The sequence below is a fragment of the Pradoshia sp. Z5_111 genome, from assembly GCF_058267535.1.
On sequence record NZ_JBZCPQ010000002.1, the window covers coordinates 70943 to 93629 of the forward strand.

The 22687-nt window shown below is 37.8% G+C and carries 20 protein-coding genes and 1 pseudogene; 6 read left to right on the forward strand and 15 right to left on the reverse strand.

Annotation, left to right across the window (positions count from 1 at the left end; genetic code table 11):
• Positions 1 to 67: 67 nt before the first annotated feature.
• Together AC4D4A_RS04695 and AC4D4A_RS04700 are read right to left on the reverse strand one after the other, a co-directional pair.
• Positions 68 to 766: an ABC transporter ATP-binding protein gene (locus AC4D4A_RS04695; RefSeq protein ID WP_490994824.1), complete on the reverse strand. Its 699-nt coding sequence runs from the start codon at positions 764 to 766 to the stop codon at positions 68 to 70.
• 15 nt (positions 767 to 781) lie between these two features.
• A pseudogene (locus AC4D4A_RS04700) lies at positions 782 to 882 on the reverse strand (hypothetical protein); the annotation flags it as partial.
• Positions 883 to 1173: 291 nt separating this feature from the next.
• On the opposite strand from AC4D4A_RS04700, the gene AC4D4A_RS04705 reads away from it, so the two are divergent.
• The 3 genes from AC4D4A_RS04705 (at position 1174) to dnaN (ending at position 5512) form a co-directional block, all read left to right on the forward strand.
• Positions 1174 to 2340, forward strand: coding sequence for an MFS transporter (locus AC4D4A_RS04705; protein ID WP_490994825.1), 1167 nt, complete (start codon positions 1174 to 1176; stop codon positions 2338 to 2340).
• A gap of 572 nt (positions 2341 to 2912) precedes the next feature.
• Positions 2913 to 4115, forward strand: coding sequence for an MFS transporter (locus AC4D4A_RS04710; protein ID WP_490994826.1), 1203 nt, complete (start codon positions 2913 to 2915; stop codon positions 4113 to 4115).
• A 266-nt stretch (positions 4116 to 4381) separates the two neighbouring features.
• The gene (gene dnaN / locus AC4D4A_RS04715; RefSeq protein WP_490994827.1) at positions 4382 to 5512 is read left to right on the forward strand and encodes a DNA polymerase III subunit beta; all 1131 of its coding nucleotides are present in this window, start codon (positions 4382 to 4384) and stop codon (positions 5510 to 5512) included.
• 55 nt (positions 5513 to 5567) lie between these two features.
• Here the strand turns inward: dnaN and AC4D4A_RS04720 are convergent, their stop codons facing one another.
• Positions 5568 to 5810 (reverse strand): YkuS family protein, encoded by a 243-nt coding sequence (locus tag AC4D4A_RS04720; protein ID WP_490994828.1) that lies wholly within the window; start codon positions 5808 to 5810, stop codon positions 5568 to 5570.
• Between the two features lie 209 nt (positions 5811 to 6019).
• On the opposite strand from AC4D4A_RS04720, the gene AC4D4A_RS04725 reads away from it, so the two are divergent.
• Positions 6020 to 6298 (forward strand): AbrB/MazE/SpoVT family DNA-binding domain-containing protein, encoded by a 279-nt coding sequence (locus AC4D4A_RS04725; protein ID WP_490994829.1) that lies wholly within the window; start codon positions 6020 to 6022, stop codon positions 6296 to 6298.
• A 294-nt stretch (positions 6299 to 6592) separates the two neighbouring features.
• On the opposite strand, the gene AC4D4A_RS04730 is transcribed toward AC4D4A_RS04725, so the two are convergent.
• The 10 genes from AC4D4A_RS04730 to desA all read right to left on the reverse strand — a co-directional run bounded on the left by AC4D4A_RS04730 (position 6593) and on the right by desA (position 17193).
• Positions 6593 to 8332: a glycine betaine ABC transporter substrate-binding protein gene (locus AC4D4A_RS04730; protein WP_490994830.1), complete on the reverse strand. Its 1740-nt coding sequence runs from the start codon at positions 8330 to 8332 to the stop codon at positions 6593 to 6595.
• A complete protein-coding gene (locus AC4D4A_RS04735; RefSeq protein ID WP_490994831.1) occupies positions 8329 to 9537 on the reverse strand; it encodes a quaternary amine ABC transporter ATP-binding protein in 1209 nt (402 codons plus the stop codon). The genes AC4D4A_RS04730 and AC4D4A_RS04735 overlap by 4 nt, the downstream gene beginning before the upstream one ends.
• 172 nt (positions 9538 to 9709) lie before the next feature.
• A complete protein-coding gene (gene murB, locus AC4D4A_RS04740; RefSeq protein ID WP_490994832.1) occupies positions 9710 to 10624 on the reverse strand; it encodes a UDP-N-acetylmuramate dehydrogenase in 915 nt (304 codons plus the stop codon).
• Between the two features lie 313 nt (positions 10625 to 10937).
• Positions 10938 to 11600, reverse strand: a complete 663-nt coding sequence (locus AC4D4A_RS04745; protein ID WP_490994833.1) for an amino acid ABC transporter permease — start codon at positions 11598 to 11600, stop codon at positions 10938 to 10940.
• Positions 11601 to 11612: 12 nt separating this feature from the next.
• Complete coding sequence (locus AC4D4A_RS04750) at positions 11613 to 12248, reverse strand: amino acid ABC transporter permease (RefSeq protein WP_490995195.1); 636 nt, start codon at positions 12246 to 12248, stop codon at positions 11613 to 11615.
• A gap of 62 nt (positions 12249 to 12310) precedes the next feature.
• Complete coding sequence (locus AC4D4A_RS04755) at positions 12311 to 13120, reverse strand: transporter substrate-binding domain-containing protein (RefSeq protein ID WP_490994834.1); 810 nt, start codon at positions 13118 to 13120, stop codon at positions 12311 to 12313.
• Positions 13121 to 13135: 15 nt separating this feature from the next.
• Positions 13136 to 13864 carry an amino acid ABC transporter ATP-binding protein gene (locus AC4D4A_RS04760; RefSeq protein ID WP_490994835.1) on the reverse strand — a complete coding sequence of 243 codons (729 nt, stop codon included), beginning with the start codon at positions 13862 to 13864 and terminating at the stop codon, positions 13136 to 13138.
• A gap of 495 nt (positions 13865 to 14359) precedes the next feature.
• On the reverse strand, positions 14360 to 14959 hold the full coding sequence (locus AC4D4A_RS04765; protein WP_490994836.1) for a response regulator: 600 nt from the start codon (positions 14957 to 14959) through the stop codon (positions 14360 to 14362).
• Positions 14956 to 16089, reverse strand: coding sequence for a sensor histidine kinase (locus AC4D4A_RS04770; protein ID WP_490994837.1), 1134 nt, complete (start codon positions 16087 to 16089; stop codon positions 14956 to 14958). Before AC4D4A_RS04770 ends, AC4D4A_RS04765 begins: the two co-directional genes overlap by 4 nt.
• A 93-nt stretch (positions 16090 to 16182) precedes the next feature.
• A complete protein-coding gene (gene desA, locus AC4D4A_RS04775) occupies positions 16183 to 17193 on the reverse strand; it encodes a Delta(5) desaturase DesA (RefSeq protein ID WP_490994838.1) in 1011 nt (336 codons plus the stop codon).
• Between the two features lie 438 nt (positions 17194 to 17631).
• Here desA and rsgA point away from each other — a divergent pair, with 438 nt between their 5' ends.
• Together rsgA and AC4D4A_RS04785 are read left to right on the forward strand one after the other, a co-directional pair.
• The gene (gene rsgA / locus AC4D4A_RS04780) at positions 17632 to 18669 is read left to right on the forward strand and encodes a ribosome small subunit-dependent GTPase A (protein WP_490994839.1); all 1038 of its coding nucleotides are present in this window, start codon (positions 17632 to 17634) and stop codon (positions 18667 to 18669) included.
• Positions 18670 to 19646: 977 nt separating this feature from the next.
• Complete coding sequence (locus AC4D4A_RS04785; protein WP_490994840.1) at positions 19647 to 20291, forward strand: DUF4272 domain-containing protein; 645 nt, start codon at positions 19647 to 19649, stop codon at positions 20289 to 20291.
• Positions 20292 to 20354: 63 nt separating this feature from the next.
• Here AC4D4A_RS04785 and AC4D4A_RS04790 read toward each other — a convergent pair whose 3' ends face one another.
• The gene (locus AC4D4A_RS04790; protein ID WP_490994841.1) at positions 20355 to 21263 is read right to left on the reverse strand and encodes an SDR family oxidoreductase; all 909 of its coding nucleotides are present in this window, start codon (positions 21261 to 21263) and stop codon (positions 20355 to 20357) included.
• A gap of 167 nt (positions 21264 to 21430) precedes the next feature.
• A complete protein-coding gene (cypC, locus tag AC4D4A_RS04795) occupies positions 21431 to 22687 on the reverse strand; it encodes a CYP152 family fatty-acid peroxygenase CypC (protein ID WP_490994842.1) in 1257 nt (418 codons plus the stop codon).

Here is a 22687-nt window from a genome sequence, read left to right on the forward strand (position 1 = left end):
TCGATGATTAAAAGATAGGACAAAAATCCCCGATATAACTCGGAGATTTTCATTAAACAAAATTCACTTATTGGTTCGAATGTTCGCTTATATTATTAACAATCGTTATTTGGCCTTTAGAAAGGCGAATTGTTTGATCTGCAATGTCAGCAATATGCTGATCATGCGTAACGATGAAGACACATTTATTTTCCTCATGTGCCAGCTGCATAAATAGCTTAATGATGTCTTGAGCGGTATCCTCATCGAGGTTTCCAGTCGGTTCGTCTGCTACAATTAAATCTGATTTACAGCAAAGGGCTCGTGCAATGGAGACACGTTGCTGCTGACCGCCACTCAGTGTGAGCACCTTTTGTCCAGCCTGCTTTTCATCGATGCCCACTTTTCTAAGCATCTCGAGTGCATACTGTTTTTTGTCCTTAACCTTATTTCCGGTAATCTCCATCGCTGTAGTGACATTTTGTAACGCAGTCATATAGGGCAGTAAATTATAGGATTGGAAGACAATCGAAACATATTTATTTCGAAACGTGGTATATCCAATTTTTCTTATATCTTTTCCTTCGTATAATACCTGTCCATCCTTAGGAGCATCCAGCGCACTCGCCAAAGCGAGAAGCGTAGTTTTTCCTGAACCGGAAGGACCCACAATTGCATAAAATAATCCTTTATTAAAAGAAACATTAATTTTCTTTACTATATCATGCTGTTTATTATTATGTCTGTACCAATAACTTAAATCCTTAAACTCCAATAATGCGCTCATTTACGGTTCCTACTCAGATAAAACAAGCACACAGATAACCGTGAATACAACTAACTGTAGAATGCTCTTTCCTTTTCTGGCCTCACACTTAAAAATGCCCTTTTTATAAAGTTCATCTTTTTCATCCTTTCTGACAATCTATACCGGGTAAATCCTTTAGAAAATCTTTTCTATAAAAAATCTTACGACCATAATGTGTCGATGAAATGTCAAACAAAACTAAAAATATTTGTGTAGGCGAAACTATTATATTTGTATGAAAAGCTTTACAATTGACGTTAGAAATGTTGATTATGTACAGTTGAAAAGAATATAACTATTAATATAACCGCTTGATACATAGATTTTTTATACTTCATAGACACATAATGATCTAAGCATTTTGAGCGGTTTTAGAGGAGACACTCATGGAAAATAAAAAAATATTGCCCGTCCTATTCCTGGTCATGTTTTTAGTGATGGTTGGCTTCGGGATTATCATTCCGGTCCTTCCATTTTTAGCAGAAGAAGTTGGCGGCACACCTACTCAACTTGGCTTACTAATGGCAGTTTATTCGTTAATGCAGTTAATTTTCGCTCCGATTTGGGGAAAAATATCGGATCGAATCGGCAGAAAACCAGTCATGTTAATTGGTATATTTGGTCTGGCCTTATCATTCTTCATCATGGCCATAGCCGACTCATTATGGTTAATGTTTGCGGCACGGATCATTGGTGGTATCCTTTCCTCAGCCAATATGCCAACTACCATGGCATATGTAGCGGATATTACTACTGAAGAAGATCGTGGAAAAGGAATGGGGATTATAGGAGCAGCGACCGGGTTAGGCTTTATCTTCGGACCGGCCATTGGCGGGATTCTTTCAAAATCCAGCTTAAATACGCCTTTCTTAATTGCCGGAATCCTCTCTACTTTGACGTTCTTATTAGTACTTATTGTTCTTAAGGAATCCTTAACATCTGAACAATTAGGAAAACAAAGCTCAGGCAACAAATCGATGTGGATGAATTTTCGCGGTGCTGCTTCTATTCTGTTTGTGCTTCAATGCGTAGTATCTTTGTCTATGGCTGGTCTTGAAGCCACTTTTGCATATTTTGCCGCTAATAAAGCTGGAATTGATACGGTCCAATTAGGGTATATCTTTATGATCATGGGATTTGGCAGCGCGATTGTGCAGGGAGGACTCATTGGAATTATGACGAAGAAATGGGGAGAAGGCCGAGTCATTCAAATCGGGCTAATCGTATCAATCATCGGGTTTATACTAATTCTATTTACCAATAGCTTCTGGACCGCAACAATCTTCATCACCATCTTTGGTTTAGGCAATGGCCTTATTCGTCCAGCTGTCACTGCATTGCTGACAAAGACCACATCAGGAGGACACGGCAGCTCAACCGGACTACTTTCATCCTTTGATTCCCTTGGCAGGATCATAGGCCCTCCACTTGGAGGTCTACTGTATTCATTCGCCGTTGGGCTCCCTTATATTTCAGGAGCTATTCTGACTGTAGGCGCATTATTGCTTTATCAGGTTTACCATGCTCAGGCAAGAAAAGTTCAAGCTTTATAAAATAATAGTATTGAAGCCTCCGATTTTCTCCATCGGAGGCTTTTTTGTTTTATAAGGACAATCTTACGCGCTATGGGGAGGCGTTGGCTGGTTTTCCCCTCGATTCGGCTGGATTCTCCCTGCTATCCGCCGGATTATTCATCTAATCGGCTGAATTCTGCCTCTTTCCCGCTGGAATGTTGCTGAATCAGCTGGTTCCATTCTATTACTCTCCTAAAATATCCTAATCATCAGTTTCCTTTCCGCTATTTCACTTGCAATCTAGATTCGGTCTATATTTAGGAGGAATTTTGAGTGAATTATAGAATATAGGTATATCATAACTAACATTTTACAAATGTACGATTCAGGATTGAGAACCTTATAAACCCTGCATATAACCATATACAGATTGAATAATAATACCAGCTTGGCCAGCCATAATTTTTACCCAATTAAAATTAAATCTTGATAAATCTATTCCCCCAAGATTTATCTATATATGAATGTGAGGAATACTTTTCATGAATAATCCAATTTAATTCCCCCATTGAATCGAATTAATGGATCGAGAAAAATGGGGGATATTTTAAATGAATAAAAATTTCAATTTACTGCTGACAGGTCAATCGCTGGCCAATATAGGTGACATCCTATATACAGTGAGCATAATCAGTCTAATATTTACTTTGACAGGCTCAGCAACTGCGGCTTCCTTTGTACCATTTACGATTACATCCTGTATGTTTATATCCAGTCTATTGACGCCTTTATTATTTGGAAAAGTTAGCTTAAAGTGGTTGATGACCTTTTCACAGATAGGCAAAACCATTTTACTTATGATTTTAGGTATTTTGTTAATAGGAATATCGGAAGCTGATTTTCATTGGTTATTTCTACCTATCGGATTGATTGCATTTCTTGATGGGTGTGCAAATCCAATCAGGCAAACGCTGATTCCCCACTATGTGAACTCCGAACAACTGTTAAAGGCAAATGGAATCAGTGAATCAGTCACCCAGCTTGTCCAAACCATTATGTGGTTTGCAGGAAGTTTATTTTTGGTCATTCTGAGTTATCAACAGTTGATATGGATTGTGGGATGCCTATTTGGTCTAGCGAGTATTTTGCTCTCTTTTTTAGAAAATGTCTCTAGCGAACAACCAATCAATCAGGGTGGACGATTAGTACAGGTTCAAAAAGGCTGGAAAACTGTTTCTACAACGCCAATATTGAGACAGATTATTAAGATAGATATCCTTGAGACAATTGCAGGTACTGTTTGGATTGCAGCGATTGTTTTAGTATTTGTGGACGATGCTTTAAAAAGTGGTGCAGAATGGTGGGGATTTATTAATGGTGCTTACTTCTTCGGTTTAATAGCTGGTAGCATCTATTGTGTAAAATATTCCTCCTTCATTGGAAACAGATTAGGAAATGTTATTCTTTTAAATACGTTCATGACATGCCTGCTCACAGTACTATTTAGCATAACCAGCATTCCTATTATCGCCTTATGTCTATCTCTGTGGATAGGGGTTTTTGGGCAAATAAAAAACATACCCCAGCAAACAATTATTCAATCGAGTGTTTCAAAGGATGAATTATCAACCGTCTATACATCCCTAGGGGCAGCCTCTACTGGTGTTTTTGGCATCTCTTCATTACTCATGGGAGTACTGGCAGATTTAATGGGTGTTAGATTTGTTTTTCTGATCTCAGGCCTGTTACTTGCCTTGAGCAGTATCATAATCTTTAAACACAAACATTTATTTATACAAAATATTACGCAATAACTAATTGACGTGCGGAGTTTCTGGAGGACATCCAGTGCCCGCACTTTTTTTGAAAAAGGATGAAATGGCATGAAATCCATCAAGTACAGATGATTCCTACCGAGATCTATTAAGGGATTAAATTGTTAGCGGGAAGCCATTACTTAATTTATCCAATCTTAATGGCTATTAAGTTAACCAGAAGGATTCATGCTGAAAGAAGGAATATGATTCTTTTTGGAGAATTGAATATACATGAAACTAATTATGGACTTGGGAGACTTCTAATGGAATTTACAATAAGTAAAGATTATTTCAACGAGGCATTATCCGATGTTAGCAGGGCAGTGACAACAAAATCGCTTTTACCAATTCTAACAGGCATAAAGTTGGTCGCTAAGGAGGATTGTTTAATTCTGATTGGCAGTAATTCCAATATTGCAATAGAAAGAATAATTCCTTTAGAAATGAACGGTATCCGGATATTAAACGTAGATGAAACTGGCAGCGCAGTTCTTCCAGCTAAATATTTATGTGAAGTTGTAAAAAAATTATCTGATGATATTCATATAAAGATATCCGGAAATAACGTAGCTGAAATTCAATCTGATGAAGTCATGGTATACCTTAATGGATTTAATCCTGGCAAGTATCCCAATTACCCTTCAATAGAGACAAACCATTTTATACAGATACACAGCTCTGCCTTAATGGAAATCATCAAACAAACTACATTTGCAGTCTCCAAAAGTGAAACAAGACCTGTTCTAACTGGTGTGAATATGTCGTTTAAAGAGAATAAGCTAACCTGTGTTGCGACCAATTCCCATCGACTGGCTTTAAGGAAAATACCAATAAACTCACAAATTGAAGCTTCTTTCATTGTCCCTGGTGCCAGCCTTACTGAGCTCACAAAACTAATGAATAATGAAAAGGATCTTATACATATTTACATATTAGACAATTATATCGTATTCAAATCGTCGACTACCTCACTATATTCCAGACTTATTGAAGGTAATTTCCCTGGCATCTCTAAACTTATACCAACCGATTCAAAAACCGTTATGATACTAGATACAATAAAGTTATTAAAGGGGATTGACCGATCTCGTCTGTTTGCAAGTGAATGGAAAAATAACAATATATTGATTGAAATGATAGATGGTAAACAAATAAGGATTGCATCAAACTCAACAGAAATGGGGAAAATCGAAGAAACAATGGATATCAGTATGGTTCAAGGTGAAATTAATTTAAGTATATCTCTTGATGGAGAATTTCTACTCGATGCTTTAAAAGCCATAAAAGAAAAAGAAGTAAAATTAAGTTTTGGCGGATCCTTAAGGCCCGTCTTGATTGAACCAGTTAACAATCCGTCTCATCTTCACCTTATATCCCCTGTACGATCCTATTGATGAAAATCTTTTTGTGAAAAAATAACGGCTGCTTGTACACGGCAGCCGTTATTTTTTATTGAATTCTGTTTTCAACTGCCTGACATACTTCCTCAGCAGTAAGACCATCAGCGTTGATGACTGAAGCCTTCATTGCCGTATCCTGCATACCCATTACGTTAATATCCAGGCCAGATACAACACAGCAGTCACACCCTTGTGTGTCATTTTCCTGTTTTAATTCGATTACATTATGCCCTTTATCACGTAAAGCTTGTTGAACGTCTGATAAAGATTGCTCCACTCCAATTTTAGCCATAACATCCACCTCCTTCTTCTGTAAATTGTCCATTGATGCAACAATTTATACCAAAAATGCAGAAGGTCAAACAAAATATTGTCATATATGTATTAATATTCCTGGTATAGCATTTAGTATTACAATCTTGTTAATATTTGAGCAAAACTATTTACTTATAACCAATTTAAGACTATTATTCTATAAAAAGGAAGAAAAGTGGTGTAATAATGAAGTCAACTGGGATTGTTAGAAAAGTCGATGAACTCGGTAGAATTGTACTGCCGATTGAACTTAGAAGAACTCTTGACATTAACATAAAAGATTCTATAGAGATTTTTACGGATGAAGACAAAATTATCCTGCAAAAATATACACCTGGTAAGGCATGTGCCATTACAGGTGAAGTCAGCAATCAGAATATTTCATTAGCCAATGGAAAGATTGTGTTAAGTCAGGAAGGATTACGAATACTACATTCAGAACTAAATCGGATGAGTGAAAGGTAAAAGGCGATTTTTCATCACCTTTTACCTCGAATTCAAGAGACTTTTATACTTACGTTAATATGTTTAAATTCTTGAATAATAAATAGGCCTTGATTAGTTTAAGTTGAGGAATAACTGGCCGTGCCAAAAAGGAATAACGTTAATGAAAGATTAAAATCCTTTGAGGCACCGAGTTATTCTAATCCTTTCTGCAGCCTTCCCACTTCTAATGCAGGCAAAACAAAAAGCATGAGTCCAGTAAAGTACCGAACTCATGCCCTAAATCATCTGCAAAACAATATGTCATTCAATCATTTATTCTTTCACTAAATCCTCAATTGAATCTATATCCATATAAGCAGGAACAACCAGTCCACTCTTGGCACCTTTTAGATTTGGACCCAGGTCAATTAAATCTTCTTTATACTTATCATAGTAGGCTTTATGAGTCATTGGCAGCCAAGCCGCAACCATGGCATCTGCTTTTTGGTTGGCAATTGATGCATACATCGGTCCGACTTCTACCTGCTTTAGTTCAGGACTATACCCATGCATTTTTAATACTTCACCAATAACATTTGTTGATGCAATCTCTGACTCCCAGGCAACATAGATCAGACTAATACTTTGTCCTTCTCCCTTTTCTGCACCTGTCAGCCATTGATCCACCTTATTTGGATTTTTGTCAATCCATTTAGCAGCTGCCTCTTTTGGTGTCATTCCTTTTTCCATGTCCACCATTACTTCTTCCATATCAGCTGGAGTCCAGTAAAATTGATCTAAGATTTGTTCTGCTCCAGGCAACTCTTCTTTCAAGCCTTTTCGGACCAATGTATTAATATTTTCACTATCACCATATACATTCTTAGGATCATCCAAATATTTCAAATCGTATTTTTGAAACTTCCAATGTGGTGTCCAACCTGTCAGAATAATTGGATCCTGATTATCGTAAGATTTTTGAAGCTCAGCAACCATAGCAGCAGATGATCCTTCTTGTAAAGTCCAGTCTGCTTCCAGTTCATATTTCTTCAACACTTCTTCAGTTGCTGACATAATTCCCGCTCCAGGCTCGATGCCAACGATTTTATAATCTACCTGATTACCTACATAGGAACTATCTTGAGTACCTTTTTCTGCAGACGAAGATATCGCAATATAGGCATATCCTCCAAGAAAGACTAAGATAATGAAACCATAAACCCATTTCTTAGAAATAACTCTTTCATATACTGGGGTTCTGAGGTTTTGCGATACTCTATCCAAAATAATTGCAATGATAACAAGTGCTAATCCAGCTTCGAATCCTTCACCTACTGCTATTTGTGAAACGGCACGGTATACCTCGGCTCCCAATCCAGGCGCACCAACAAGAGATGCCATAACCACCATGGATAAAGAAAGCATAATACTTTGGTTAATTCCGGCCATTATCGTCGAAACAGCTAATGGTAATTGGACCTTTGTGATTTTCTGCCACGTGGTGGAACCAAAGGCTTGTGAAGCTTCTATTAAGTCTCCCGGAACCTCCCTGATCCCTAAATTCGTCATTCGAATCGTCGGTGCAACAGCAAAGATGAAGGAAGCCACGATTCCAGGAACAACTCCAATTCCAAAGAAAAGGATGGCAGGAATCAGATAAACGAAGCCTGGCATTGTTTGCATAAAATCCAGGATTGGCATAATTATTCTCTTTACAACATTGCTTTGTGAAGCCCAAATACCAATCGGAACTCCCACAATTATTGTAATCAGTACAGATGCCAAAACTAATGCCAATGTTTGAATCATAGCATCCCATAATCCTAAATTATCAATCAATAATAATCCTATAAACGTTAATAATGCCATGCCCCAATTATTTGTATATAAAACTAGCAGAGTAACTAGGATAATTAGCAGAATGGAAGGTCCTAAACCCAAAACCTCTACACTTGTATCAATAATAGTTTGAATAAATATCGAAATCCAATTAAACAGTGGTCCACATACTTCTGTTACCCATTCTACAAAACGGTCAACTCCAGAAGCTATTGGTAATTTTTCTAGGTTCATTGACTTTCCTCCTTATCTTGGAGTACATCTTTGTTGCCAGCCAATGCTCCAATGACAACACCACGTACAAGAACACCCTTCAATCTGTTAGCTTCATCAACGATTGCTAACGGAATTTGTGCATTTGCCATATCGTCGAGCAAATCAGATAGAATAGTATTTTCCAATGCTGTTGGCACTTCTTTTGTCATGACCTCTTCTATAGGGATTTTCTTAAGTATAGCTTCTCTTGCCTGGTCGGCAGAGAGCGCCCCAAGCAGTATCTGTTTGCGGTCGACGATAAATATACTGGAGTATCCCCTGTCCTTCATAATTTGTAGGGCAACACGAGGACCTCTGTCAATTGTAATACGTTCCGCCCGAGTCATAATCGAAGACGCAGTAAGAACATGTGACAAATCGATTCCTTCAATAAATCGTTCAACATAATCATTGGCAGGATTCATCATGATTTCCTCAGGAGTTCCCACTTGAATTACCTTACCATCACGCATCAAGGCGATCCGGTCACCTATTCTTAAAGCTTCATCCAAATCATGTGTAATAAACACAATTGTTTTTTTGTAATTATCCTGGATTTCCAGCAGCTCATCCTGCATGCTTTTGCGGATAAGAGGATCAAGGGCACTAAACGCCTCATCCATAAGAACAATATCTGTATCACTGGCCAAAGCCCTCGCCAGTCCAACACGCTGTTGCATCCCGCCGCTCAATTGGGATGGATATTGATCTTCATATCCTTTTAGGCCAACTACTTCCAGTGATTCCATTGCCTTCTGTTTTCGTTCCTGTTCAGGTATTTTTTGAATTTCCAATCCATACTCTGTATTCTCCAGGATAGTTTTATGAGGGAATAGGGCGAAGTTTTGAAACACCATACTAATTTTCTTTCTTCTAGTTTCACGCAATTCAGCCGGTGACATGTTGACTATATTCTCATTATCAATCAAAATCTCACCGGATGTCGGGGCAATTAGACGGTTTAACATTCGAATCAACGTGGATTTCCCACTCCCCGATAAACCCATAACAACAAAAATTTCTCCTTCATAGATATCAAGATTGGCATCATTAACCCCAATCGTACATCCTGTCTTCTTTAAGATATCTTTTTTTGAAGAGCCTTGCTTTAATAATTCAAGTGCAGATTGTGGAGACTTTCCAAATACTTTTACAACATTTTTTATACTTATTTTTGGTTGCAAACAACCACTCCTTCTATGTATTTTTTTGAATAAAACCATTTTTCCCTACTTATTACTATATCCTATTTAGTGAAAATTTAAACTTTTTTGCTCTTTTATACTCTTTTACATAAGAATTAACACTAAAAAAGCCCCTCTTTTATGAGGGGCCCGACATTCTATTTATTCAATTTTATTCTTCTTCACCAATTATTTTTACTTCTGTTTCCAGGCTGACGCCAAAATTAGCTTTAACCGTGTCCTGAACATGCTTAATCAGCGCCAGATAGTCAGTAGCAGTAGCATCGCCAGTATTAATGATGAACCCAGCATGCTTTGTAGATACCTGTGCTCCACCAATTTGAGCTCCTTGCAAACCGCTATCCTGAATCAATTTACCCGCAAAATAGCCCGGTGGACGTTTAAAAACACTTCCACAGGAAGGATACTCAAGCGGTTGCTTGGACTCCCTTAAAAAGGTTAACTCATCCATTTTTTCTTTAATTACTTTTACATCTCCAGGTACCGGGGCAAAACGAGCTTCTAAAACGATATAGTTTTGCTTGGCAATCAAACTGCTGCGGTAAGTAAGCTCCATCTCATCTTTCGTCAATGTAAGAAGCTCACCCTTCTCATTTAACACGATAGCTGACTCAATCACCTGTGAAATTTCCCCACCGTAGGCACCAGCATTCATATACACAGCTCCACCGACTGAACCAGGGATTCCGCATGCAAACTCAAGTCCCGTCAGCTTCTGTTCTAGAGCAAAGCGGGATACATCAATAATGGTTGCACCGCTCTGGGCAATAATCTTCCCATCTTCCATATAAATCTTATCTAAATGATTTAGAATCAGGACAATTCCTCTAATTCCACCATCTCTAATGATTAAATTCGATCCATTTCCTAAAATCGTCAACGGAATATCATTCTTATGTGCATAAAGGATCGTATTTTGAACCTCTTCATAGGTTGTAGGCAACACCAGAAAGTCTGCATTCCCACCCGTTTTAGTAAATGTATATTCACGTAAAGGTTCATCCTGTTTAATATGTTCTGCCTGAATAATCTGCTGCAATTCTTCAATTGTTTTTTGTTTATTCATACTCTCAACCTTCTGAATTTATATTTGTCATATCTTATTATATACATGATTCACTCTGGGAAATCACTGCAAATGGTTGGAAATCGCTAAAATCACATTCATGAGTAAAACGATATTCCCGTTAGTGAGATTTCTTATAGAAAACCTCATTGACTATCATACTATAAATATGCCCTATAAAAAAATAGTATATCTATACAAAGATACATCGAGTTAATTAAATGAACCATTTTTCTTTATGTATATGACATCTACCTAAACTAATGTGCAAAAAAGCACCATCCCTCCTTAGGGATGATGCTGAATACACGATCTACGCCCTTTTAATCTCTAATCTTCTGGCAACTAAGGATAAACCATAATTAACCACAAAATACATTAGTGCTACGAGAATCAGGATTGGGTAAATATAATTCCCATTTTGCGCGTAAACGGTTTGTCCATGATGCGTCAATTCAGGCAATGCAATAACTACAGCTAATGATGTATCTTTTAATAATGAAATAAACTGACTGACAATAGGCGGAACCATGTTACGCAAGGCCTGGGGCAAAATAATATGAGTGAGAGTCTGAATATAATTCAAACCCGATGAACGGGCTGCCTCTATGTGACCTTTAGGAACCGAGTTTAGACCGCTTCGAATAATTTCTGAGATCATGGCAGATTCAAAAATCGTTAATGCCATGATGGCCGCAGTCGTTACACTCATATTTAAGGACCAGCCTCTGCTTGGATCCTGTAATCCAAAATAAACAAAGAAAATTATAAGGATTAGTGGCAGATTTCGAATCGTTTCTACTAAAACCGCCACAGCCTTTGATAACAATGGTATCTTCGCGTAACGGATGATCCCTAATATCCCCCCGATAATAAAACTAAGGATAATAGAAATTACAGCAACCTTTAGCGTAACAAGAAATCCATCTACTAAAAATTTAAGATTATCGGGCGTATATGCTCCTGCAAAATCCATGATTACGCCTCCTTACGAGCTTTTTGCCAGGTGTTTTTCTAAATACCCAACACCTAAACTGAGTGGAATGGTTATAACCAGATAGAATAAAGCAACAAAAATATAAACATCAAACACAACAAACGTATTAGAAGAAATCAAATCTGCCTGATACATTAACTCACCACCCGCAATGACAGCCAGAATGGATGAGTTTTTAACTAAATTGATAAATTGATTGCCTAATGGAGGAATTACAACTTTTATAGCCTGAGGCAAGACAATCCTTCTCATAGCCTGCCCATAGGTCAAACCTGATGAACGGGCTGCTTCCATTTGCCCTTTGTGAATGGATAGAATCCCTGCTCGAATGGCCTCAGCTATAAAGGCAGCCGTATAAATCGTTAATGCTAAGGAACCTGCTGCAAAGCCCGGCAGTTTTGCCCCATAATAAAAGATAAATGCAATGATCAATAAGGGGATATTTCGTACAAATTCAACATAAGCGGTCCCAATCCAATTTAATGGCTTGAACGGCGCAATTCTCATGACTGCAATAAATGCCCCTAAAAAAAAGCTTCCTACGAGGGCTAATAAACTTATTTGTATCGTCTTTAGAAAACCCTCTATATACATATCCATATTTTCTGCGAGTAAAGAAAAATCCAGCAATTGATTCACTCCTCTTAATCAATCAGGATGAGCATGTTTGCCCATCCTGATTGGAGAAATTATTTATTTTCGATCCATTTATTAAATATCTCATCGTAAGTTCCGTTATCTTTAATTGTTTTTAGAGCTTTATTTAATTCATCCACTAATTCTGTATTACCTTTTTTAACAGCGATTCCATATGGTTCTTCCGTAAATTGTCCGCCAACTAATTCATATGAAGGATCTTCATCAACCATTCCATACAGGATGGCATCATCCGTTGTTAAGGCATCTCCTTGTCCGGATTTAAGTGCTGTAAAAGCTTCTGCATAGTTTTCATATTGCAGTACTTCCGTATCCGGTGCTTTTTCAGCTATATTAATAGCAGAAGTAGAACCTTTAACAGCAAGAACTTTAGTACCTGCTTTTAAATCATCAATGCTTTTAATTTTGCTTCCCTTTTTGACAAGTAATGATTGACCTGCTTCAAAATAAACATCTGTAAAATCTACTTCTTTTTTACGTTCCTCTGTAATGGTCATAGTGGCAACAACAGCGTCAATCTTTCCATTCTGTAGCAGCGGCACACGCGTTTTAGAAGTCACTTCTACGAACTCTACTTTATTTTCATCCCCGATTACCTCTTTAGCCAGTGCTTTTGCAATGTCTATATCAAAGCCTTCTACTTTACCAGTGCTTGTATTTTTCAATCCAAACAAACGAGTATCATTTTTCACGCCAAATACGATTTTATCTTTATCCTTTATTTTTTCCAGACCGCTTTCAGACGATCCTCCGGTTGTTTCTTCTTTACTGCCGCAGGCTGCCAACATGAATACAGCAATGATTGAGAGTATTGATACCTTCCAAAACTTTTTTAATAACATTCTTTTTCCCCCTTATTAATGATTTAAAATACGGCTTAAGAACGAACGAGCCCTTTCTTCCTGTGGATTCGTAAAGAATTCAGCCGGTGTGGATTCTTCTAAGATTTTTCCTTCATCCATAAAGACAATACGATTAGCAACCTCTTTCGCAAAGCCCATTTCATGCGTGACGACAACCATCGTCATACCTTCCTTCGCCAACGCTTTCATAACATCCAATACTTCACCAATCATCTCAGGATCGAGTGCGGAGGTTGGTTCATCAAAAAGCATAACTTCCGGATTCATCGCTAAACCTCTTGCAATAGCTACACGTTGCTGCTGCCCGCCGGAAAGCTGGGCAGGATATGCATTTGCCTTATCAGGAATCCCTACTTTTTCAAGATATAGTTTTGCGGTCTTTACAGCTTCCTCTTCAGATTTACCCAACACTTTCATAGGAGCCAATGTTATATTTTGAAGAACTGTTTTATGAGGATATAAATAAAAATGCTGAAATACCATACCGATATCACGACGAAGTTCGTTGATATTTGTCTTTTTATCCGTCACCGAAATACCATTTACTTTTAAAGTACCGCTATTAATCGCTTCGAGACGATTAATACATCTGAGCATCGTACTTTTACCTGATCCCGAAGGACCAATTACGACTACTACTTCTCCCTTTTCAATTTCTAGATTTATATCTTTTAGAACATGAAAATCACCAAAATACTTATTTACATGATCAAAGACAATCAAAATACTTCCCCCCTGCTAATATTTGCGGCAATATTTTATATTTTCTGATATTATATGGACTACTTAGAATTATATGTATATAAAGTTTGTCCGTCAATAAAATTAAAACAGCGATTTCCGTTTTTGGGATAATTTTACTGAGAAAAGGTCTATAAAATAACCTCCTATTATCATTGAAATATACTATTTTATTATCTGAAAATATATTTAAGTGCGTAGTTGTTTAATCATTCTAATAGAATTTATTGAAGTAGCAAATTCATCTCGTCTGGATGTAAAACTTGCTGTACTAAGAAGTATCATACTCTGAGGTAATAGAAATGTAGATCTAAAGATGTTTAAAAGGAATATTTCCTCCGATAAATGAAAAAGCAAAATAGGAACATGTTACTACATTTGTTCAATCCTATTTTACCTATATTTCATCATATAATTTAGATTTTACTGGTATTTTATAACATTATCAATCATATTTTTTAAAAATTAAAACATATTCTACTTAAACCAGCCTTTTTCTTTAAATCGAGAGATAGCTTCTATTCGATTATTGACGTCCAGTTTATCAAGTATGACAGAGATATAGTTTCGAACCGTCCCTGTTGTTATAAATAGTTGATTGGCAATTTCCTTCGTATTTTTCCCATCTGCAATTAAGCCCAAAACCTGTTGTTCACGTTCCGTGAGAGGGTTTTCCTCTTCATATATCATGTCAACCAGTTCTGGTGCATAAATACGTCGTCCATCTATAATAACCCTGATAGAGTTGGCCAGTTCTTCACTCGGACTGTCCTTTAACAGATACCCGCGTACATCCGCTTTTCGTGCCCTTTCAAAATAGCCTGACCTCGCAAAGGTTGTAAGTATAATTACTTTGCATGCGCTTCCTTTTAATTCTTCTGCGACATCGAGTCCACTTTTACCAGGCATTTCTATATCCATCACACAAACATCCGGCTTATGCTGTTTGATCATAGATATAGCTTCCTCTCCATTTTTCGCTTTACCAACCACCGTCATATCTGGTTCTAAATCTAACAATGCGCCTAGTGCACCAAGCAGCATTCTTTGATCTTCAGCTATTACGATTTTAATCATGCCATTACCTCCTGTTGAACGTTCCGCTCTATCAGTGGAATTTTAAAAATTAACTCTGTTCCTGAATTAACGCGAATATCAAGGCTTCCATTCACAAATTCAAGCCGCTCCCTCATTCCCTTTAAGCCATTCCCTTTACCCATTTCTTTTTCAACAATTCCTGTTCCATTATCCTGAATAATCATTGTTATTTCTGTATGCGTTTTTTTTATATCTAGTCTGCATTCATTGGCCCTGCTATGCTTCACGATATTAGTGATAGCTTCCTTTAAACACATGCTCAATACATTTTCCACAAGCAGCGGAATCTTCTGGATACTCTCTTCTCCTTCAACATAAAATTCCATTTGAGCAGCTCTCAGTATTTGCTTGATACGGATCAATTCATCCTCCATTTTGGTGCCTCTCATATCAGCTACAATTTCACGCACTTCTTTTAATGCTGTTCTTGCAGTCACTTGAATATCTTTCAATTCATTCTTTGCCTGCTCCGGATTTATTTGTACCAGCTTACCGGCCAAATCACTTTTCAGTCCGATCAACGAGAGTTTCTGACCAAGAATATCATGTAAGTCCCTTGCAATTCGCTGGCGTTCCTGAAGCTTAACTAAATCTGATATTTGTTTGTGAGCATCTTTCAGCTCAGCCTCCAGCCTTTCTCTTTTGTGAATATTATAGGAGCTCAGCGGCAGTAAAATGACACCAATTACACATATTAAAATAAAAGGAAATTGTGAAAAGAAGAGTGGATTCTGAGTAATGAATCCCCAATTAACCGTAATCACTGTGCCTCCAACATGAATACCATATAAAATAAAGAAACCTACCTTATTCTCAACAGTTCCAATATAATAAGCCAGAAAGAGTGAAAAATAAACAAATCCAAAAATTAATGACATAGCTATACAAATTGCCATTTGGATTCCTACCCAGAAATAAATAAATCCACCTTTTGAATTAGCTGAAATACGATTACTTATAAAAAATGACAGAATAAGAATGATTCCTAACACAATCATAAAAATGGATTTTGTATGAAAAATAAAATAGAAAGGGAGGATACTAAATACGAGCCAAATATATAGATTCAGTCCTTTATTAGTTGGGAATAACTGATTCAAAGCATTCAATTGTTGTCTCCCCCTTCATTAATTTTACTCCAGCATATACCAGTAAATAAAAAAAATACAGTAAATATACTGTATTTTTTTGTAACATCTAAATTATGACTTTGCCTTACCAGCACGACCATTTATGTCTTTAAAACTCACAAAGCCTTTACCTTTTTCATCCCATAGACGAAAACGGATTGCCTTTAAACTAGAAGATATCGTAATGGTTGTAGCTTGCTGCAAAGGAGCAGTCTCATTATGGACTTTTTCAAGATGATAATTTGGTACTCTTGGACTTAAATGATGAACATGATGAAAACCTATATTCCCTGTTACCCATTGAAGAACTCTTGGAAGCTTATAATAAGAGCTTCCGTCGATTGCCGCTTTTACATAGTCCCAATCTTTTTCTTCCTCAAAATATGAATCTTCAAATTGATGCTGTACATAAAATAACCAGATTCCCAGAGCACCTGCAATAAACAAGATCGGCAATTGAATTAATAAAAATTCCTTCCATCCGATTAGCAAGCACATAGACGCATAAATGACGACGATAGATAGATTGGTAATGTACGTGTTTATGCGTTCTTTTCTTCTGGCACCTTTACGATTGAAACGATTTGTAACTAAAAATAAATAGATTGGACCTAACCCAAACATGACAATTGGATTCCGATATAGTCGATATATTAACTTTTCCTTAAACGAGGCCATCTTGTATTCCTCGACAGTCATGATCCAAATATCTCCGGTTCCACGCTTATTCAAATTACTGCTTGTCGCATGGTGAATGGAATGACTTCTTTTCCATTGTTCATATGGAAACATAGTAATAACTCCAGTTATCGTCCCTAAAATGTCGTTCCATTTCCTGTTTTTAAAGAAGGATTGATGGCAGCAATCATGGAAGATAATAAACAATCTAATAACAAAACCGGATGTAAGTACCGCAAAAAACAATGTCAGCCAATACGAAATCTCCAGGCTTTGATAGGCAGCAAACCAAAGAAGTAAAAATGGAATAAATGTATTTAGAATTTGTTTTACGCTTGATTTTGTATTCGCCTTTTCATAGGGAGCAATTTGTTTTCTTAAGGATATATTCTTCTCCTTGGACATTTAATTCACCTCTATAACAATATTTATTCTTAATGTTATAGAATAGTTCAACTCCAAACTAGTCATAAACGTCAATAGGTGAACATGACATATGTCATATACAAACATTTTAGAATAAACTGAATAATTCGTTTGCAAATCATACAAAATTAAACTATAGTTAATGTAATCACTTACACAAAGGAGGAATGTATTATGGAAACTCAAATCATAAACATCGTTTCTGTCAATTTCATATCACAGCCCTCTGGTAAGGATGCATAAAATTCCTTTTATTTTAACATGATTGAATTTGCATATTTCCATGGGCTGTGTGCGGTCCATGGTTTTTTATTTGTCTGATCTGTCTATAACACAGAACCGACATGAAGGAGACCAACGTATTTTTTGGTCTCCTTTTTATTTTGCAATCAAAACAATCATTTGGAGGAATTTAAATTGAATTTAAAACAATTAGGCTGGAATCAACACTTTGAAGAAGCTTTCAAACAATATAGCAATAAAGAATACACAGTAGGCCGTGTAGCTTTAGAGCATAAAGGCATGTATCGTGTTTTCTCAGCAGATGGTAATCTTTTAGCTGAAGTTACAGGCAAAATGCGTCATGAAGCAAAGGAAAGCTCAGATTTTCCTGCAGTCGGTGATTGGGTTGCCATCACTTCCCGAAAAGAGGAGCAAAAAGCAACCATCCACGCCGTATTACCAAGAAAAAGTAAATTCTCAAGAAAGAAGGCTGGAGTGACTACTGAAGAGCAACTTGTCGCAGCCAATATCGATACCATTTTCTTAGTCAATGCACTTAATACCGATTTTAATATGCGCAGGCTGGAACGTTACTTATTAATGGCTTGGGAAAGCGGAGCAAATCCTGTCATTATTTTAAGCAAATCTGATTTATGTGATGATGTTGATCAAAAAATCAGGGAAGTAGAGGCAGTCGCATTAGGTGTACCCATTCATCCTATCAGTGCGGAAAATAGGATGGGTTTAGAGCAATTAGACCCTTATATCCAAGAAGGTAAGACGGTTGCTTTACTTGGTTCATCTGGTACCGGTAAATCAACATTAACAAATGTCCTTTATGGCGAAAGCATCCTGGAGGTTAAATCCATTCGGGAAGATGACGATAAAGGAAGACACACAACTACACACCGAGAACTAGTTATCCTTAATGGAGGAGGTATCATAATTGATACTCCTGGAATGAGGGAATTACAATTATGGGAAGCCGACGAGGGAATCAGTCATAGTTTCACTGATATAGAAGAATTAGCCGCACAATGTAAATTTACAGATTGTAAACACAAAACCGAACCAAGTTGCGCAGTACAGGAGGCACTATCCAATAAAACGCTGAGTAAAGAACGATTTGCCAGCTACCTAAAACTCCAACGCGAACTCGCCTACCTAAACCGAAAAGAAAACCAACGCTCCGCACTAGCTGAAAAAGCTAAATGGAAGAAGATAAAAAGATGAAGGGCCTTGCTCAGCTCCGACAAGCATAAGAGGAGTCACGTAGGGAGGCGCTCTTCCCTCCCGTAGTGGCTACACTTATGTCTCGAGGAGCTAGGCCCTGAATCTGGATTAAGCAAAAGGCTGAAGGGCCTTGGTCAGGCCCGACAAGCATAAGGAGAGGCACGTAGGGAGGCGCTCTTCCCTCCCGTAGTGGCTATCCTTATGACTCGAGGGACTAGGAGTCGAAGCTAGATTAAACAAAAGGCTGAAACGACTGGGTTAAGGATCGAAGACTAAATTCGCCACGTCCTGTGGCAACGTCTTCGTGACCTACATCCTGTAGGCCCGCGACAAGCATAAGACAAATACTCGAAGGGAGGGTTCTTCTCCCGCAGAGTATTTGCTTATGACTCGAGCTCCTAGGAGTTGAAGCTGGATTAAGCAAAAAGCCGAAACAACTGGATTATGGTACGAAGACTAAGTTTGCCGCATCCATGGCCCAAAGTACGCAAAATACTGCGTGCTTTTTCTTTTGTGTCCATCTATCTTTCCTGGCAAACTGAGTGAACTGCCCACTCAAATCAAACCTCTCTTATACAAACCCTCTTACATAAAAAAATTACAAAAATCTCCTCTCAGTGCAGAATATTCAATCATTTAACCAAAATATGTTAAAATCATCTTGATAAAATGATTATCCGTAAAAAGCTGAGACGACTGTTCAGGAGCGACAAGCATAAGACAAATACTCGAAGGGAAGGTTCTTCTCCCGTAGAGTATTTGCTTATGACTCGAGCTCCTAGGAGCCGAAGCTGGATTAAGGAAAAAGCTGAGACGGCTTGCCCAGAAGCGAGGAGCATAAGACAGGAGCTCGGAGGGAGGTGTTTTTCCCTCCTGTAGAGTTCATGCTTATGTCCTGAGCTTCTAGCCGTCGAAGCTAGATTAAAACGTATTTATAAGATAAAAGGCGGGCCTTTATACAGAAAGAGGAGATTTAAATGAATAGTCCTATAGGAAGAAAAAAGCGGACAGAAAAATTATTAAAAGAGATGGGAATCCCAATAAATACACACTTACATACATTAGAAAGTGCAAATAGACTGCGCTTTAAAGAGATTGAACAGGTGATTGACCGAATTATTGCCATCACTATAGTATCGGCTAAAGGCAGTGGTGCACCCGATGAAACGATTGACGAATTTTTAGAGAGTTACAATGCGAAAGAATTATTTTCTCCTGAGGAAAAAGAGTTCATTGAGAATGAGGAACCTGACCAGGACGAATATAACACTTACTCCTGGAAAATCGAATGTAACTCTGCCCTTTTATGGGCCATCAATCTGATTCCTGATCTTCCATTCCCACATACTTTATCAGATGTAGAAACACTTTATAATCTTGTATTGAATTCAACCAAGGAAGAGCTGTTGGAACGAGCATCCTATCGAGATAAAAATGAAATTCTGGACGCACTCGATATTTTGTACAGACTTCATTGGGCTATTGCCGAAACTCGTATGAATAATGAAGAATTCCCAATTGAAATTAGTCCCGGTGTTGTTTATGAGAGAAGATATGCTCTAAATTGGATGATCAATATCTTGGATGAGGAATGGGACGATATATCAATGGATACAATCTAATCCATTACTATATTTGATCAATTCAGATGGGGAGGCCTTGGCTTGCAGTCTCGTCACTACTTGTTACGAACTTACCATATCCCCTCCATTTGGATGGAGGATTTGCCCGGACATATAGCTCGAATCATCTGAAGCTAAAAATACATAGCTGGTGGCAATTTCAAATGGTTGGCCTGCTCGCTTCATCGGTACCTCAGGAGTTAATGTTCCAAAAGTCTTTACCTCCTCGGCTGAAAATGAAGAAGGAATCAGCGGTGTCCAAATTGGTCCTGGAGCTACACCATTTACTCGTATCCCCTTTTTTATTAAAGAAAGAGAAAGCGAACGTGTAAATGTTACAACTGCACCCTTCGTTGCTGAATAATCCAATAGTTTAGGATGACCATTATATGCTGTGACAGAAGCCGTATTGATAATAGAAGACCCACGCTGGAGATGTGGCAGGACAGCCTTCACCATGAAAAAATAGGAATAAATATTCGTACGAAATGTTAAATCAAGTTGTTCCTCCGTAATATCCTCAATCCGTTTTTGAACAAACTGTACAGCATGATTATTTACCAAAATATCGATCTTTCCAAATTCGTCCAAACATTGACGAACGGCAGCCACTGACATATCCTCATGTATAAGATTTCCACATATAAGCAGGCATTTAACCCCCAGCTTCTCAATCCTTTCTTTTGTTTCCTCGGCATCTTCATGCTCATACAAATATACAATAGCAATATTCGCGCCCTCTTTCGCAAAGGCATAGGCGACCGCTCTGCCAATACCTGAATCTCCGCCTGTAATAAGAGCAGTCTTCCTCACCAGCTTTCCGCTCCCTTTGTAATATGGATTTTCAGATATAGGTCTGGGGGTCATTACATATTCCAAGCCCGGATGCTGGTTTTGATGTTGAGGAGGAAAAGCAATTGGCACATCCTTACAATACCTTTCCTTCCTTAAATGCTTATAGTATGGATACATATAATTCAGACCTCCCGAATTTTAGCCTCCCTACTATGCGTATAGCAGAAAAGCGTCCCATATGCGCCCTTAGGTTATATATTTATTAAAATAGATCATCAGGAGACGGGAGAATTCCTATAATTCCTTTAGCACATAAAAAGACACCCATTCTGGGCGCCCTTCATTTAAGTACTTTTTACGTTTTGGATGATAAATCCACTTTTTGGATAGGTTGGAATTCTGGTCTTACTGATTGTTAAGTCCTGTTCGGGTACTTCATAATCAATATCTTTTACTAGAAAATCAACAGTTGTTTGCAAAATCTTGACGGTCGCCCATTCCCCTGCACAACGGTGTCCCTTATCATAATCTCCTCCGCCTTGCGGAATAAAGGCAAATGGACTGTCCTTCCATTCTCTAAATCGCTCAACCTTAAATGTATCTGGATTATCCCAAAGATCAGGATGATGATTGGTTCCGTATAGATCCAAAAGAACCAATGTTCCTTTTTTGAACGGATATTCATTCCAATAAAAGTCTTTGCGGACTCTGGCTCCTAAAAATGGTGCAAAAGGATAATAACGACGTACTTCTTGTACAAACATTTTATTGTACACTTCATTATTGGTTTTCAATAATTTACGTACCTCAGGATAATCATGCATCGCTATAGCACAGAATACAACAAAATAACAATTAGCCACCACAGGTCGAATGATATTAATTAATTCGACCGCAGCCAATTCCGGTTCCAGCAATTCACCATTCAAATCACGATGATTAGCTATAATCGATAAAGCAGTACCTGGCTCAGCGCTTAGCTTCCCATCCCGTACTTGTCCAATAATATCAGCAACCCACTTATCTGAATCTCTTCTTGCCCATCTGCCTTTTTGGTATCTTGGACCCACTCCACCAATAGAATCGACTAAATTAAACATTTCTTCTGCTCTCTTTTTTACTTCCTTTTCTTTTATCGGAACCCCAGCCCACTCACAGGCGATCCTGTAAAGAACTTGTTTAGCCTCTTCCATTAAAATCACTTTTTTACTCTTTTCCCATATTGGGATAACCGACATCCATTGCTTTTTTGTGATTTCCTGGAGTTTGTCCAAACTTTGGTGTGTCATAATCGACATGAACATTCCTTTACGATGTCGGTGTTCTTCTTCATCCAGCGTTTGTACACCATTTTTACCAAAAAGAGATTTCTGAATTCTCATCGGAATTGCCGGTTTACGAATAAATCGATCTTCATCATAGAAGGCTCTTCCAGCTTCCTCTCCTGTCATACAAATAACCTTCTGTCCCAGAAGGCGAGTCTGAAATATGTCCGAATTGAATTGCTTTCGCCTGTTAGAAATAAATTCGTACCCTTCTGATAATAGGGTGAGGGTGTTATCAACTGTTTTTTCACGAGGAATTTCTTTTATACCTTTCAT

Coding starts and splice junctions, on each gene's coding strand:
- desA (WP_490994838.1), bottom strand. CDS start 17,193: ATGTCCAAGGAGAAGAATATATCCTTAAGAAAACAAATTGCTCCCTAT.
- cypC (WP_490994842.1), bottom strand. CDS start 22,687: ATGAAAGGTATAAAAGAAATTCCTCGTGAAAAAACAGTTGATAACACC.
- AC4D4A_RS04710 (WP_490994826.1), top strand. CDS start 2,913: ATGAATAAAAATTTCAATTTACTGCTGACAGGTCAATCGCTGGCCAAT.
- murB (WP_490994832.1), bottom strand. CDS start 10,624: ATGAATAAACAAAAAACAATTGAAGAATTGCAGCAGATTATTCAGGCA.
- AC4D4A_RS04720 (WP_490994828.1), bottom strand. CDS start 5,810: ATGGCTAAAATTGGAGTGGAGCAATCTTTATCAGACGTTCAACAAGCT.
- AC4D4A_RS04695 (WP_490994824.1), bottom strand. CDS start 766: ATGAGCGCATTATTGGAGTTTAAGGATTTAAGTTATTGGTACAGACAT.
- AC4D4A_RS04765 (WP_490994836.1), bottom strand. CDS start 14,959: ATGATTAAAATCGTAATAGCTGAAGATCAAAGAATGCTGCTTGGTGCA.
- AC4D4A_RS04730 (WP_490994830.1), bottom strand. CDS start 8,332: ATGAACCTAGAAAAATTACCAATAGCTTCTGGAGTTGACCGTTTTGTA.
- AC4D4A_RS04790 (WP_490994841.1), bottom strand. CDS start 21,263: ATGTATCCATACTATAAGCATTTAAGGAAGGAAAGGTATTGTAAGGAT.
- AC4D4A_RS04705 (WP_490994825.1), top strand. CDS start 1,174: ATGGAAAATAAAAAAATATTGCCCGTCCTATTCCTGGTCATGTTTTTA.
- AC4D4A_RS04785 (WP_490994840.1), top strand. CDS start 19,647: ATGAATAGTCCTATAGGAAGAAAAAAGCGGACAGAAAAATTATTAAAA.
- AC4D4A_RS04755 (WP_490994834.1), bottom strand. CDS start 13,120: ATGTTATTAAAAAAGTTTTGGAAGGTATCAATACTCTCAATCATTGCT.
- AC4D4A_RS04745 (WP_490994833.1), bottom strand. CDS start 11,600: ATGGATTTTGCAGGAGCATATACGCCCGATAATCTTAAATTTTTAGTA.
- AC4D4A_RS04725 (WP_490994829.1), top strand. CDS start 6,020: ATGAAGTCAACTGGGATTGTTAGAAAAGTCGATGAACTCGGTAGAATT.
- dnaN (WP_490994827.1), top strand. CDS start 4,382: ATGGAATTTACAATAAGTAAAGATTATTTCAACGAGGCATTATCCGAT.